This window comes from Microbacterium sp. NPDC076768 (genome assembly GCF_040687205.1).
Taxonomy (GTDB): Bacteria; Actinomycetota; Actinomycetes; order Actinomycetales; family Microbacteriaceae; genus Microbacterium.
Window position 1 is genome coordinate 21423 of sequence record NZ_JBFBMU010000006.1, and the last position, 14630, is coordinate 36052.

Consider the following 14630-nt stretch of genomic DNA (forward strand, 5'->3'; position numbering starts at 1 on the left):
CCTGGACTTCGCCACTTTCTCAGCCACCGATTCTCCCGCTCCTTTGTACTCGTTCGATTGTACCGGCAGGCCTCCTTCAGTCGCCGCGCAACGCGGCGACTGGTTCGATGCGGGCTGCGCGCCTGGCTGGGTACCAACCGGACGCCCAGCCAACAAGAGCGCCGAGTACGGCGCCTCCACTCGCGACGAACGGATCGGTGACGGGCGCCCAGTCCTGCACCGCGGCGACGATGATGACGGCGGCGACGCCAAGTGCCGACCCGATGATTCCTCCGATAAAGCCGATGACGACCGACTCAACCATGAACTGAGCGCCGATCTGACGCTGAGTTGCCCCGAGCGCGCGGCGGAGCCCGATTTCTCCCGTCCGCTCCATCACCGACAACAGCGTCACGTTCGCGATACCGAGCCCGCCGGCGAGCAAGGCGATGACACCGAGAATGAGAAAGACGACATTTACGTCTGCTTGGACGTTCTGACTGAGGTCTGATGATGCCGCTGGTGACTGTGCTTCCAGCGAGTCTGGGTCATCCGGCTCGAGTGCAATCACCGACTGCTCGGCAACCTGCGGCCCCGCTCCGGGAGCAATCCGGATAGTCAACTCTGTCGGTGCACTGAGGCCAAAATCGGCGCGGGCCGTACCTTGCGGAATGATCACCCCGTCGACGAACTCGGAGCGACGCTCCATCCCATCGACAATGCCGATGACAGAGTATGCGAGCCCTGCGATGAAGATTGAAGGTTGGGAGTCAACGCGGTTGATGCCCATCCGTTCCGCCGCCCTTTGCCCGAGCACCGCGACGCGGTCGCCCCGTTCATCATGACCATCGTCGAAGAATCTTCCCGTGACGAGCTCCCCATCCACGGTTTTCAGGAGGTCCTGGGTCGTCGCGAAGAGCTTCGGTGAAGCGGTGATCGGAGCCGACGGATCGTTGACCGGAACGGAGGTGATCGTGTCGCTCTCGGCAATTTCCACCTCTGCGATAAGCGCCGCCCCCTCAACACCCACGAGAAGTTTCACCCGATTAGGCGAGTTCCACGGCAGGCGTCCTGCCGAGACCGTGGCGTTCGCTTTGCCAGCCTCTGCCTCCGCTGGTGTTACCAAGACCTGTGTCGCGGCGATGCCGTCGAACTGCCTCGCAATCTGCCCCGCAGCCGTCTGCGCGAACCCCAGCGTCGCAACAAGCGACGCAATACCCAGCACGGTGCCGAGAATGGTCATGACCAGTCGGGCTGGGCGCGAGCCGATGTCTGACGTCGCTTCAGCGACGAGGTCTTGGAATGTGAATCGGTCGGAATGCTTCACCGTCGGCAGAAGCACGGTCGGTGAACTCTGGGCTTCTTCGGCGCTGTTGTCGGCGGTACCGGAATCGTCGGCGGTACCGGAATCGTCGATAACGCGCTTCCTCCGACGCCAAAACGCCCGCACTAGAGCTCGCTCAATCTGCCATCGGTAATACGAATGCCCCTGCCTGCGCGACGGGCCACCCCATCATCGTGCGTGATCACCACAAGAGTGAGACCGTCCTTGTTCAGCTCTTCGAACAGTTCCATCACTTCACCAGAGGTGCGTTGATCAAGATTTCCTGTCGGCTCGTCCGCAAGCAACAGCTGCGGACGGCTCACGACAGCGCGGGCCACCGCAACGCGCTGACGCTCACCCCCGGAGAGCGAACTCGGAAGAAAGTCAACGCGGTGGTCTAGCCCCACGCGCGTCAATGCCTCGCGAGCGCGCACCTCACGCTCCTGCCGGGGTACGCCGCTATAAAGCATCGGCATCAGCACGTTATCGAGCACGCTGCGTCGTGGGAGAAGATGAAAAGACTGGAAAACGAAGCCGATAAATCGAGCTCGCACCGCCGCCCTCTCGTCCTCGGAGAGATCGCCGGTTAACGCCCCCGCGAGCCGGTACTCGCCGACACTCGGTCGGTCGAGCAACCCCAACAGGTTGAGCATTGTCGATTTACCGGATCCGCTGGGTCCGACGATCGACAGATAGTCGCCTGCGTGCACCGTCAACGTCGCGGCTTTCAGCGCCTGTACCTCCGGCGGCCCGGGAAATGAGCGAGTGACGTCGCGGAATTCAACGAGCGGCGGCACCAGCGTCACCGCCCCACCACCACCAGGTCGTTCTCCTCTAGCTCACCGTCAACCGGAATGACCTCGACGGCGCCCTTCGCAGCAAGCCCCGTCTCTACAACGACAAGCCGCGTCTCTGCTTCTTCGCCTTCGCGAGGGTCGGACTCGACAACCTCCACACGCGAATCGCCTCCCGGCCCGGCCGTGAGCGCAGCAAGCGGAACGGAGAGAACATCCCCGTCGGTCGCGCCAACCGCGATTTTGATGCGGACGTTATTGCCCTGCAGCTGCGTGACCTGCTCTGCTGTCAGAGGATCGGGATCAAGGAGCACTTCCCACCGGGAGTTGGTCTCTTTACCGGGTTCAAGCTCTGCGATCACCGCACGGTGCGCAGTGCCGTCTGGCAGATCGAAGGTTGCCTCAGCACCCACTTCCAGCAGACCGGCGTCTGCCTCCGCCGCAGCCCCCGTCAAACGGACTGTCGCGCCGGAGACGGTCATCGCGGATCCTTCCAACACCGATCCTCGTTCGACAGTCACGTCGTCGACGCGACGAGGCAGCTCAGTCAAGTAGAGCACTTCACTCGCTGGCAGGTACGGCAACACCGCATGGCGTGCGTCTTCCAGCGCCTCGTTCGCAGACGTCACCTGAGCACGGGCAGAGTCCAGACCCGACTGCTGCGCACTCGTATCCTTTGTTTTACGCAGCTGATCGCGCTCCAGTTGAGCCGTCTGCAAATCCCACTTGGCCTGCTGCACGTCACCACTAGTCGCTTTAGCATCAGCGAGAGCACGTTCCGCAGCCGCGACGTTGACATCTGCCTGGTAGCTTTCCACGGCACTCGGACCAGCCCCTGCCTCACGCAGCGCACTCTCGGCGTCTGTCACCCCGGCCTTCGCCGCCCGAACGCCCTCTTCCGCTGCGCGCACGTTCTCAGCCGATCCCTCTTCGGACGCGGGGACGGGATACCCCGCCTCTGCGTACAGCTGTCCGACCGCCGCCGCCGTCGCGTCATCGAACACGTTCGACTTCAGATCACCGGCCTCAATCCCCACGCTTGAAAGTGCCTGCTTGAGCTGCAGCACGTCTGGACCAGAGACGCCGTATCTCAGCGAACGGTACGACGGAAGATCACCGGGAAGCACAATCACCGGGCGTCCGACCACCTCAAGCGCTATCGAAAGCGACTTAAACGTCGCCCCCACTTCGGGAACCTGCCCCGTGACCACTGCGGCACCGGCGAATGCTGACGTGTCGAGCTTCACCTCGACAGCATCCGCATACCCGACGTCTGCACGTAACGTCACATCGTTGCTCAGTGGTCCGAAATCGACGGGCGCAGTCACGAGGCCAGGCTCAGGCGCGTCGGCACTTGACGCATCAGACATCAAAAATCGGCCGATGGCCAGCCCAGCGACTAAGCACACGATGGCGACGAGAGCCACGATCCAGAGAGTGCGGTTGCCCCGCAACACACGACCCCACCCGCTCACACGAGACGTGTCGGCGACGGGCTCAGCCTTGTCAGGATCGGTGTCGTCAGTCTCCGCATCATCGACGAGCCCGGAAAGCTGAGCTGTCGCTGCATCCTCGTCCGCAGGATCCACAGGAACTCTCGTCGTCGGAGTTTCGTCTTCGGTTGTCACTCGCTTTGCTCTGCAGCCGCCTTGAAGGCGTCGAGCTCGGCCTTGTTCTCAGCGACGAACTGTTCCTCGAGCGCAAACTGGATCTCCAGCGACTTCTGCGTGTAGGAGGTCTTCTCGCGGCAGTCGAGATCGATGAGCGCTAGTTCAATCTCTCTCGCCGCCAGTTCTTCCATCTCTGGAGCATCGCGGGGATCGCTCTCGTCGGCGATTTCACCGCTCTCTGCACCCTCGCTGGGAAGGGCTTCGTAGATCTTGTCCTGTTCGTCCAAGATCGACTGGCTCGCGTCCGCAGGCGAAGCGAACCCTGGCTCGCCCTTCTCCGTCATGCACGCTGCCCACTCGGCGTTGAGGTCGGCAAGTTCTGGAGCGTCCTGACTAGTGGTGAACAACTCTCCGATTTTTTCGCGTAGGGCAGTGAACTCTTCTGACTGGATGGGGCTATCCCCCATCACCTCGTTCTGTGCCCAACCCTGGCAACCGGCTTCCTCCCAGTTGTACTCATAGGCTTCCTCGTCCAGCTCTTCACCCTCCGCTGGCTCTTCCTGCAAGAACGAAGCGCCGTACAGCACCTCGTAGTACGCGTTCTGCTCCGACTCCGAAAGCGACGCTAAATATTCGTCGTTCGGGTTTGAGGCTTCTTGCTCAGCCAATTCTTCTTCCGAGAAGTCTTCGAACGGGCTGTTGACGTAGCCGAATCCGTACTTCTCCACCCACTCGCGCTTGTCTGGTTCCCACTCGCCGCCGTCGCTGATCACGCCGCCGCTGCTGTTGGTCGGCGTGTACTCGAAGCCTTCATCAGACATGCACTTCGCGATGAGTTCCTCGGCCTGCGCTTGCTGCTCTTCGAACTGCCTGGTTTGCTCTTCCTGGGAAAGGTCCCCACCCCACGCAGCCGACAGGTACTCCCCCAGCGGTGAATCCTCGTAGGTGAGCTCATCCCCGCCTGATGCCGCCCCACACCCCACAAGAGTGAACAGCAGCGCAGACGTCGCGAGGACGGAGAGAGGAAGAGTGGAACGCATACAAAGACTCCTTGGTGCAAGCGAAGATCGCTGGAGCGTTCAGGTTAGGCAGCCTCCCCTCCCCCGCACATCCGCCCATGGGATAGGAAGTTCTTGGACAAAAGATGGAGTCGAATCTAAAGAGCTCGCGGATGCGATGTTGCATAGATGTCGCGGAGCGCATCGACGGAGACATGTGTGTAGATCTGCGTCGTAGCCACAGACGAGTGCCCTAGCAACTCCTGTACTACTCGCACATCGGCTCCGCCCTGCAGCAGGTGCGTAGCGAACGAATGGCGGAGGGTATGCGGCGAGACCGCAACCGTGATCTGGGCCCGCTCTGCGGCATCTCGGATCACCAGCCACGCGCTCTGCCGAGAAAGGGGTGCACCGCGAGCGCCGAGAAAAAGCCGGGCCGATGCCCGCCCCTTCGCCGCAAGCCCCGGGCGTACGCGGGTCAGGTAGGCGTCGACGGCAGCGCGCGCAAAAGAACCGACAGGCACGATCCGTTCTTTCGATCCTTTTCCGCGAAGCCGCAGCATGTCCCCGTGCGCAAGGTCGTCAACGTCAAGGCCGATAACTTCCGATACTCTCGCCCCTGTGGCGTAGAGCAACTCCAGCAGGGCGCGGTCGCGAATGCCGATCGGCTCTTCAGAAGAAGGCGCAGCGAGCAACCGCTCAACCTGGTCGATAGTCAGTGCTTTAGGGAGCCGTTGCGGGGCCTTCGGTGGTCGGAGTTTGCCACTCGGATCATCCGCTTCGATTCCTTCACGCGCGAGAAATCGGTGCCAGCCGCGAACGGAGGACTGCAGGCGCGCGATACTGGTCGACGCGGGCGCAGGCACCGCTGAAGCCCGTTCTGCGATGAAGCGGTCAATCAACGCAACGGTCACGTCGGCCGTATCCGTGACCCCCTCCGAGGCCAACCATTGAAGGTATCCGTCGAGGTCACGTCGATATGCCGCGATCGTATGAGCGCTCAGACCACGTTCGACCGTGACATGGCGCAAATACGCGTCGAGTGCACGCTCGAGCAGCATCTTCAGCCTCTGTCGCGCAGCCTCTGCGATGCCGCAAGGACGCCGATCGCCAGAATGCCATTGCGCATCCTGCCGTCCATGACAGCCGTCACCGCATCGGCCAGAGGCACCCATTCGATCCGAATGTCGGCTTCTTCATCTTCGCGGTCGTGCGCAGAGTCAGCCGTGCGCACTCCGGTAGCGAGAAACACCTGGATGAGTTCGTCGTTTCCGCCAGGAGTAGTCCATGACGACACCAACGGTTCCCAGTTGTCTGCAACGAGATCTGCTTCTTCCGCCAGTTCGCGACGGGCTGCAGCCAGCGGCTCCTCACCCTTCACATCGAGCAGACCAGCTGGCAGCTCCCAGTCCCTGTGACGAATCGGATGCCGGTACTGCTGGATCAGCAACACCCGCCCGTCATCGTCGAGTGCGAGAATCGCGACGGCGCCGGTGTGCGCGACGTATTGCCGCACGATCTCACCGTCGCCGTAGCGCACGCGGTCGGAGCGGACATCCCACACTCGTCCTTCGTAGACCGTCTCGCTCGTCAGAACTTCAGGCTCGAAAGGCTCGTCTCGCAGCCCGTCTGTGTGCTCAGTCATCGGTGTCGACGTCGAACAGCTCGCTGGCGTGGTTTCGTTCGATTGCTGCCCCCACGAGTCCGCGGAACAGCGGGTGCGGAGCGGTCGGGCGCGAGCGCAGCTCTGGGTGCGCCTGCGTAGCGATGTAGTACGGGTGCACGTCCCTGGGCAACTCGACGTACTCGACCAGGTCGAGCTCCGGGTTCAGACCAGAGAACACCAGACCGGCCTCGGTGAGGCGGTCGCGGTAAGTGTTGTTGACCTCGTAGCGGTGCCGGTGGCGCTCGGATGCTTCCGGCGCTCCGTACACCTCGCGGGCGAGCGATCCCTCGGCCAGAGCTGCCTGGTAAAGCCCCAGCCGCATTGTTCCGCCGAGGTCTCCGCCGTCGAGGATGTCGATCTGCTCTGCCATCGTGGCGATGACGGGCTCCGCGGTCTCCGGATCGAATTCGGTCGACGAAGCTCCGGCAATGCCGGCGACATCGCGAGCGTACTCAATCACCATGCACTGCAATCCCAAGCACAAACCGAGCGTGGGGATGCCCTGCTCACGGGCGAACTTCAGCGCGCCGAGCTTGCCCTCGATGCCACGGATACCGAAACCACCCGGTACGCAAATGCCGTCGACCTCTGCCAACTGCTCTCTCGCACCCTCCGCCGTTTCGCACAGGTCAGACGGGATCCAACGAATGTTGACCTTGGTCTCCTGCGCAAACCCACCGGCCTTGATGGCCTCCGTCACCGAAAGGTAGGCGTCAGGCAGGTCGATGTACTTTCCGACGAGACCGATCGTGACCTCGTGCTTGGGGTTGTGCACGGCGTGCAGCACCTTATTCCAGCGCGTCCAGTCCACATCGGCGACCTTGGCGCCCAAACCAAGACGACGTGCTATGTATGAGTCGAGCCCCTGCTCGTTGAGCGTTGAGGGGATGTCATAGATGCTCGGCAGGTCAACGGTGTTGATGACGCCTTCGACGTCGACGTCACACATGAGAGCGATCTTGTTGCGGTTGCTCTCACTCACAGGACGGTCGCTGCGCAGCACCAGAGCGTCCGGCTGAATACCGACCTGGCGCAGGGCCGCAACGGAGTGCTGGGTCGGCTTGGTCTTCTGCTCTCCAGAGGCGCCCATGAACGGAACGAGCGAGACGTGCACAAAGAAGACGCTGTCGCGACCGAGCTCGTGACGAAGCTGCCTGGCTGCTTCAAGGAAAGGCTGCGATTCGATGTCACCGACCGTGCCGCCTACCTCGGTGATAATCACGTCTGGGCGCGGATCTTCTGTGGCCTGCAAACGCATACGGCGCTTAATCTCATCGGTGATGTGCGGGATGACCTGCACGGTGTCACCGAGGTACTCCCCCCGGCGTTCGCGGGCAATCACCTGCGAGTAGATCTGGCCGGTCGTCACATTCGCAGCCTCAGACAGGTTGATGTCCAGAAAGCGCTCATAGTGACCGATGTCAAGGTCAGTTTCGGCTCCGTCGTCCGTCACAAAAACCTCACCGTGCTGGAACGGGTTCATCGTGCCAGGATCCACGTTCAGGTACGGGTCGAGCTTCTGCATCACGACGCGCAGTCCGCGAGCGGTGAGGAGGTTACCGAGGCTGGCGGCTGTCAGTCCCTTACCCAAAGACGAAACGACACCACCAGTCACAAAGATGTGCTTAGTTGTGTCGTTCTTGGGTCCCGCAGAAGAAGAGGTCATCACGGGCTTCGATCCTATCAGGCAGTCGGGAGGCGGAGGCTGAGAAGTTCACGGGCGTGGGTGAGCGCGGCATCAGAATCGGCGAGCCCCGACAGCAGACGAGCCATCTCTGCTTCGCGTTCCTCGCCACTCAAACGCCGCACACTCGACGCGGTTACGGCCCCGTCGTTGGCTTTGACCACGGAGAGATGGTTGTTTGCGAAGGCTGCGACCTGCGCGAGATGGGTGACAACAATGACCTGAGATTTCTCGGCGAGTCGGGCGAGTCGTCGTCCGACTTCGATCGCCGCCGCACCGCCGATGCCTGCATCGACCTCGTCGAAAACGAAGGTCGGAACAGGATCGGTTGCCGCGATCACTACTTCGATCGCCAACATCACCCGCGAGAGCTCTCCCCCCGATGCGCCCTTCGCGACGGAGCGGGGCTCGGCGCCGGGGTGCGGAGCCAGCAGGATAGCCACGTCATCACGCCCGTGCGAAGTCTCTTGTCCTGCGCCGACAGCAACTTCTAGGCGCGCATCTGGCATTGCCAGGGCGTGCAGTTCAGCCGTGACGGCCTCGCCGAGGCGAAGGGCGGCGTCTGTGCGTTGGACGGTGAGAGCGTCGGCACGTGCATCAAGCTCTGCTCTGGCTGCGTCGCGCTCCGCGATCAGCCGCTCGATTCGATCACCATCGTCTTCGAGTTCGGCGAGCCGCGCAGACCCTGTCTGCCACAGTGCCAGTGCCTCATCGAGCGATCCATGTGCACGGATCAGCGTGCCCAGTGCCGCACGGCGCTCTTCTACCGCGGCGAGCTCGTGCGGACCGGACTCGTCGAGATCAGCCAGGTACGCCGAGAGCAGGCCAGCAGTATCGGCGATCCGGTACCCGATGTCGGCAAGGCTTTCGCCGATAGTGGTGAGTTGAGGATCCGTCACCCGCTCGAGCACTCGACGCGCCTCTGCGATCAGCGCAGAGGCGTCGGGCTCGCCATCTTCGTTCGAGAGAGCACCGTGGGCGAGAGTTGCGGCGACGCGCAGCTCTTCCGCGTTGGCAAGACGTTCCGCACGCGCTGTCAGCGCTTCGTCTTCGTCTTTTTCTGGGTCTGTTGCTTCGATCAACGCGAGCGCCTCGCGCAGGCGTGTGGCTTCTTCGCTGCGACGATCCCGGTTCTCGGTGATCTCAGAAATTTCAGTGTCGAGTTCACGCCATCGTGAAAATGCCTCGGAGTACTGTGCGACGGCCTCCGCGATCGGTGCGCCACCAAAACGATCGAGCGCGTCTCGTTGGGCGACAGCAGAACGCAGACGCAGCTGCTCTGATTGGCCGTGCACGACAACCAGCTCTTCGGCAAGCGATGAGAGCACGCCGGCCGGCGCTGCACGGCCGCCCACGCTGGCGCGGCTACGCCCCTCCGCACTCAATGTACGAGACACATAGAGTTCTGCCTGGCCAGAACCGGCTGGCTCCAACTCACCGCCTGCGTCAGCGACGATCTCTGCCACGCTTCCGGTTTCGGGCACCACCCACACCCCGGCAACAGACGCCTGGGGTGCCCCCGCACGCACGGCGCCAGAGTCTGCACGCTGGCCAAGAAGAAGCCCAAGACCGGTGACGACCATGGTCTTCCCGGCGCCCGTTTCACCGGTGATCGCCGTAAATCCGGGCCCGAGCGGCAACACAGCATCGGCGATGACGCCGAGCCCCTGCAGACGCATCTCCTCGATCATGAGGTCGCTTCCTGCGCCTGACCGCGCCATCCGTGGACGGGAAGACGAAACTTGCGCACAAGACGGTCGGTGAACGCCGTCGGGTGCAGCCGAGCGAGGCGCACGGGACGCGAAGATCGACGCACCACCACGCGAGCGCCCGGCGGCAGCTCATGGGAGCGACGTCCATCGCACCAGAGGATGCCTGAGCCATTTGTGCGTTCGAGCATCTCGATCGCGACGGCGGCATCTGGGCTCACCACGAGCGGCTTCGCGAACAGCGCATGCGCAGACAGCGGCACCACGGAGATCGCTTCGACGCTGGGCCAGATCACCGGACCACCAGCTGAGAAGTTGTAGGCGGTAGAGCCTGTCGGAGTAGAAACAACCATGCCGTCGCAGCCGAAGCTCGACAACGGGCGGCCGTCGATCTCCAGCACAACTTCGATCATTCGTTCACGGCTCGCCTTTTCCACGGTTGCCTCATTGAGCGCCCAGGTTTCATAGACGACCGCGCCCGAGGAATCTTTCACGCGCACCGAGAGCGCGAGCCGCTCTTCTACTCCGTAGTCTCGGTCGATGACCCGGCGCACAGCATCGTCCATGTCGTCGCGGTCGATCTCGGCCAAGAATCCGACGTGACCCATGTTGATTCCCAGCACGGGTGCACCACTGTCGCGCACAAGCTCAGCGGCACGGAGAATCGTGCCGTCGCCGCCCAGCACAATGGCGAGCTCGAGTTCTGCCGGATCAACAGAAACTCCGAGAACATCGGAATCGGCGAAGAACGCGTCCACCGCGGTGAGCGCGGCATGGTCATCGTCGGCAAGAACCGGTCGTGCTCCCGCGTCGCGCAGGGCATTGATCACGCGCCGTGCGGCTTCGACTGTGTCTACTCGGCCCGCGTGAGCGACGACCAGGATGCTGCGCTCGTTCATCGTCCTCCTGCCAGACGGTTGATGGTGTCTAGATATTCTGTCGGATTACTGCCACGCCCTGGCGCGAGATGCACCATGTACTCCGCGTTGCCGTGGGTGCCCAGAATCGGAGACGGGAGGATTCCCCGCATCCCGAGACCTACATCCCATGCGCTCCACACGGTTCGCGCAACTGCATCTGCGCGCGTCGCCGGGTCTGTCACCAGCCCGCCGCGCACAGCGGTGCGGCCTACCTCGAACTGCGGCTTCACAAGCAGTAACACTTCGGAACCCGCCGTTGCGACAGCAGCGATGGCTGGCAACACGAGTTCCAACGAAATAAAAGAAAGGTCACCCACGATGAGTTCCGGAGCTGCGGATTCGCCGGTGACCTCCGCGAGATTCTCTCTCGTCATGTGACGAACGTTGTACCCCTCCACCGATACGACGCCAGGGTCTGCAGCGATCGAGGCCGCCAGTTGGCCGTGCCCCACATCGACCGCGAGCACTTTGCGGGCGCCCCGCTCGCGCAACACCTGGGTGAATCCCCCAGTGGAGGCTCCCATATCGAGTGCAAGCTTGCCCGACGCTTCGATGTTGAAACCGTCAAGCCCTGCAATGAGCTTGTGAGCAGCGCGCCCCACATAGTGATCGTCGCCCGAGATAGTGATCTCCGATGCGTCGGTCACCGCCGTCGAGGCTTTCACAACGGGACGCCCATCGACGCTCACCAAACCGTCACTGATGAGGGTGGCCGCGTGACTGCGCGAACGGGCGAGTCCCCGGGTAGCGAGGGCAGCGTCGAGTCGCGTCATCGGGATCCCGTGGTCTCCCGCTGATCAAACTTGGAACCGCTGTCGAGGCGACGCGAAAGCTCGTCATGAAGAGCGGAATATGCGTCCGCACGCACAGAAAGCGACTGTCCCTCGATTAGGCGCAGCCGGCTCCACAAACCATCGGTCGGCGTGCTCGTCGTATCGTCGCTCACGCTTCTACTGTACGCGGGCGTAGCGCCAGGAGAGCGCGCGACCCGAGTCGGGTCAGGGACGATGGAATGGGTCGTCGTACAGACGCTCTGGCACACGGAGGACAAACACCGGGGTACCGGATGCCCAGATGGCAGCGGCACCCGCCCGGAGCAGGTCAATCTGCGAACCGACATCCGAGACGATCTCTACATCTGCACCGGAGACACGCACCGCCGCACCGTTGACATGAAAGACGCCGTCGCGTTCCTCGACCGCGGGGTACGGCAGATGCAGTTCACGCAGATCACCCAGGATGTACGTAGGACGCGAGCCTTCAGGCGCAGCCAGAACGTGCTTGGGGCGGTCGATTCCCGTCAGCACCAGGACGGATTCGATGCCAACTCGGCATGCGCCCAAAATGTCGGTGTCGAGACGATCCCCGATGAAAAGCGCCTTACTCGCGCCAAAACGCGCAATGGCTTCTTCAAAGATGGGGGCTTCTGGTTTTCCTGCGACGGTCGCCAAGCGTCCGATCGCGGTGTGCACTGCGGAGACCAGCGTGCCGTTGCCGGGAGCAACTCCACGCTCACGAGGAATGGTCCAGTCGGTATTGGTGGCAATCCACGGAATGCCGCCTTCGTCTTCGGGAACCTTTAGGGCGAAGGCCGCCTCAGCAAGATCCGTCCACGCGACCTCGGGTGCGAACCCCTGCACGACGGCGCTGGGAGAATCTTCCGCGCTGCGGGTGACCGTGTACCCAGCCTTCTGCACCTCATCCACAAGCCCATCGCCGCCGACCACCATGATCGTCGCCGGCGCCTGCACAATCTGCGCGAGCAGACGCATCGCAGCCTGCGGGCTGGTCACCACATCAGCAGCCTCGACACGAAGCCCGAGGCTGCTGAGATGCTGCGCTACCGAGGCATCAGTGCGCGCTGCATTGTTGGTGATGTAACCGAGACGAGCAGACTTCGCCGCCTCATTCAGGCTCTCGACCGCGAACGGCAGCGCCCCTGGTCCCGCGTAGACCACACCATCGAGATCGGCGAGAACAGTGTCAACGCCATCGAGAGGAGTTGGGAGCGAGCGCTTACGAGAAAACAGCGCCACTAGGCCTCCGAGCTCGAATCTTCGTCTGCGTCCTCACCCAGGAGTTCTCGAACCTCGTCCTCGACGGTCGGCTCAGCCTGCGGTTCGTCTTCCAGCACATCTACCTGTGCTGCTTCTTGAGCCGGAGCATCCTCGAGCAACTCGCCATCGATGAGAGTGTCTTCGATGAAGATCTCTTCGTCGCCGCCTTCGTCCATGCCTAGCGCTTCCGCAGCGACTTCAGCCCGGTGTGCCCAGAAAGCTGCTTCATCGGCGCGGCCAAGGTCTTCGAGCACCGCAGCACGCGCGGCGAACAGTGCGGGGCTCCATTCGAATGCCCGATCAGGATCAAGCTCCGGAATCTCAAGCTCACCCAATGCCAGCTCCAGATCGCCCTGATCCAGTCGCGCACCAGACATCGCAATCGCCAGCGCAACCCGCACCGGTGTCTCCAGTGCAGAACGGTCAACGGCGCGACCGGTCTCAAGTGCGCGATCGGAACGGCCGATGCCGCGCTCACTATCGACCATCAACGCGATCTGATCATCTTTGCCAGAAATACGCCGGTAAGTACGCAGCTCACGAAGTGCGAGCGCAAAGTCGCCAGTCGCATACGCAGTGATGCCCAGCGTCTCGCGCACAATCGCGATGCGACCTGCACGGCGGGAAGCAGCCAAAGCATGCTCATGTGCCAGCGCGGGATCTTCATCAATCAACCGTGCTGCCATCGCAAGGTGACGGCCGACGTGTTCGGCATTCTCCTTGCTCAAGGTCTTCAGCTCGTTACGAGCGGCCCCATGAAGGTCGCGCGCAGTGACCTCATCCGGGATGTTGGGCTCATCGAAGCGCGGACGCTCGTCCGCCGCCTGCATCGGACGCTCACGACCCGCTCCCCCGCGCTGCGGGTACGAGCGACCCTGCGACCGATCGCGGTCACCGCCATCCCGACGGGGCGCGCCGCCCTCACGGTTGTACCCACCGCCTTCACGACGAGGAGCACCACCATCGCGGTTATACCCGCCACCTTCACGACGAGGAGCACCACCATCGCGGTTGTACCCACCGCCTTCACGACGAGGAGCACCACCATCGCGGTTATACCCGCCACCTTCACCACGAGGAGCACCACCCTCACGGTTGTACCCGCCACCTTCACGACGAGGAGCACCACCCTCACGGTTGTACCCACCGCCTTCACGACGAGGAGCGCCACCATCACGGTTGTACCCGCCACCTTCACGGCGCGGGGCACCACCATCACGACGAGGAGCGCCACCATCACGACGAGGAGCGCCACCATCACGGCTATATCCGCCGCCTTCACGACGGGGAGCAGCACCATCACGGCTATATCCGCCGCCCTCACGACGGGGAGCAGCACCATCACGACGAGCGGCAGCACCATCACGGTTGTACCCGCCGCCTTCACGACGGGGAGCAGCACCATCACGGTTATACCCGCCACCTTCACGACGAGGGGCAGCACCATCACGGTTGTACCCGCCGCCTTCACGACGGGGAGCAGCACCATCACGGTTATATCCGCCGCCTTCACGACGGGGAGCACCGCCCTCGCGGTTGTACCCGCCACCATCGCGACGGGGAGCAGCACCATCACGGTTGTACCCGCCGCCTTCACGACGAGGGGCACCACCATCACGACGAGGAGCGTTGCCTTCACGGCCTCGTTCGGGGTTGCCGCCAGAAGGTCGCTTTCCGCGGGATCCGCTATCGTCGTTGCGACGCGGACGGCGCTCTTCCTCTTCTGGCATGATGCTCCCTATTATCTTCGTGTAAACGCAAAATGGCCACCCAACATTGGGTGGCCATTTTGTGTAAAAGAAGTTCGGCGGTGTCCTACTCTCCCACAGGGTCCCCCCTGCAGTACCATCGGCGCTGTGAGGCTTAGCTTCCGGGTTCGGAATGTAACC

The 14630-nt window shown here is 62.7% G+C and carries 14 protein-coding genes and 1 rRNA gene; all 15 read right to left on the reverse strand.

Features of this window, described 5'->3' with window-relative positions; translation table 11 throughout:
* Positions 1-76 precede the first annotated feature (76 nt).
* Complete coding sequence (locus tag AB0O87_RS15350; RefSeq protein WP_363517829.1) at positions 77-1429, reverse strand: ABC transporter permease; 1353 nt, start codon at positions 1427-1429, stop codon at positions 77-79.
* A complete protein-coding gene (locus tag AB0O87_RS15355; protein ID WP_363517832.1) occupies positions 1429-2109 on the reverse strand; it encodes an ABC transporter ATP-binding protein in 681 nt (226 codons plus the stop codon). The genes AB0O87_RS15350 and AB0O87_RS15355 overlap by 1 nt, the downstream gene beginning before the upstream one ends.
* Positions 2106-3725 carry a hypothetical protein gene (locus AB0O87_RS15360; RefSeq protein WP_363517836.1) on the reverse strand — a complete coding sequence of 540 codons (1620 nt, stop codon included), beginning with the start codon at positions 3723-3725 and terminating at the stop codon, positions 2106-2108. The genes AB0O87_RS15355 and AB0O87_RS15360 overlap by 4 nt, the downstream gene beginning before the upstream one ends.
* A complete protein-coding gene (locus tag AB0O87_RS15365; RefSeq protein ID WP_363517839.1) occupies positions 3722-4747 on the reverse strand; it encodes a hypothetical protein in 1026 nt (341 codons plus the stop codon). The genes AB0O87_RS15360 and AB0O87_RS15365 overlap by 4 nt, the downstream gene beginning before the upstream one ends.
* Positions 4748-4863: 116 nt before the next feature.
* Positions 4864-5766: a site-specific tyrosine recombinase XerD gene (gene xerD, locus AB0O87_RS15370; RefSeq protein ID WP_363517842.1), complete on the reverse strand. Its 903-nt coding sequence runs from the start codon at positions 5764-5766 to the stop codon at positions 4864-4866.
* Positions 5767-5768: 2 nt separating this feature from the next.
* The gene (locus AB0O87_RS15375; RefSeq protein WP_363517845.1) at positions 5769-6350 is read right to left on the reverse strand and encodes an NUDIX hydrolase; all 582 of its coding nucleotides are present in this window, start codon (positions 6348-6350) and stop codon (positions 5769-5771) included.
* Complete coding sequence (locus tag AB0O87_RS15380) at positions 6343-8037, reverse strand: CTP synthase (RefSeq protein ID WP_363517848.1); 1695 nt, start codon at positions 8035-8037, stop codon at positions 6343-6345. The genes AB0O87_RS15375 and AB0O87_RS15380 overlap by 8 nt, the downstream gene beginning before the upstream one ends.
* 17 nt (positions 8038-8054) lie before the next feature.
* The gene (gene recN / locus AB0O87_RS15385) at positions 8055-9746 is read right to left on the reverse strand and encodes a DNA repair protein RecN (RefSeq protein WP_363517851.1); all 1692 of its coding nucleotides are present in this window, start codon (positions 9744-9746) and stop codon (positions 8055-8057) included.
* The gene (locus AB0O87_RS15390) at positions 9743-10663 is read right to left on the reverse strand and encodes an NAD kinase (protein ID WP_363517854.1); all 921 of its coding nucleotides are present in this window, start codon (positions 10661-10663) and stop codon (positions 9743-9745) included. The genes recN and AB0O87_RS15390 overlap by 4 nt, the downstream gene beginning before the upstream one ends.
* Positions 10660-11457 (reverse strand): TlyA family RNA methyltransferase, encoded by a 798-nt coding sequence (locus AB0O87_RS15395; protein ID WP_363517857.1) that lies wholly within the window; start codon positions 11455-11457, stop codon positions 10660-10662. The genes AB0O87_RS15390 and AB0O87_RS15395 overlap by 4 nt, the downstream gene beginning before the upstream one ends.
* Entirely contained in the window at positions 11454-11630 is a 177-nt protein-coding gene (locus AB0O87_RS15400; RefSeq protein WP_363517860.1) for a hypothetical protein, read from the reverse strand. Before AB0O87_RS15400 ends, AB0O87_RS15395 begins: the two co-directional genes overlap by 4 nt.
* 52 nt (positions 11631-11682) lie before the next feature.
* On the reverse strand, positions 11683-12720 hold the full coding sequence (locus AB0O87_RS15405; RefSeq protein WP_363517863.1) for an HAD-IIA family hydrolase: 1038 nt from the start codon (positions 12718-12720) through the stop codon (positions 11683-11685).
* Entirely contained in the window at positions 12720-13469 is a 750-nt protein-coding gene (locus tag AB0O87_RS15410; RefSeq protein ID WP_363517866.1) for a hypothetical protein, read from the reverse strand. The genes AB0O87_RS15405 and AB0O87_RS15410 overlap by 1 nt, the downstream gene beginning before the upstream one ends.
* Before the next feature lie 5 nt (positions 13470-13474).
* A complete protein-coding gene (locus tag AB0O87_RS15415; protein WP_363517869.1) occupies positions 13475-14380 on the reverse strand; it encodes a hypothetical protein in 906 nt (301 codons plus the stop codon).
* Between the two features lie 163 nt (positions 14381-14543).
* Positions 14544-14630, reverse strand: a 5S ribosomal RNA gene (gene rrf / locus AB0O87_RS15420); the annotation flags it as partial.

Coding starts and splice junctions, on each gene's coding strand:
- AB0O87_RS15365 (WP_363517839.1), bottom strand. CDS start 4,747: ATGCGTTCCACTCTTCCTCTCTCCGTCCTCGCGACGTCTGCGCTGCTG.
- xerD (WP_363517842.1), bottom strand. CDS start 5,766: ATGCTGCTCGAGCGTGCACTCGACGCGTATTTGCGCCATGTCACGGTC.
- AB0O87_RS15375 (WP_363517845.1), bottom strand. CDS start 6,350: ATGACTGAGCACACAGACGGGCTGCGAGACGAGCCTTTCGAGCCTGAA.
- AB0O87_RS15380 (WP_363517848.1), bottom strand. CDS start 8,037: ATGACCTCTTCTTCTGCGGGACCCAAGAACGACACAACTAAGCACATC.
- recN (WP_363517851.1), bottom strand. CDS start 9,746: ATGATCGAGGAGATGCGTCTGCAGGGGCTCGGCGTCATCGCCGATGCT.
- AB0O87_RS15390 (WP_363517854.1), bottom strand. CDS start 10,663: ATGAACGAGCGCAGCATCCTGGTCGTCGCTCACGCGGGCCGAGTAGAC.
- AB0O87_RS15395 (WP_363517857.1), bottom strand. CDS start 11,457: ATGACGCGACTCGACGCTGCCCTCGCTACCCGGGGACTCGCCCGTTCG.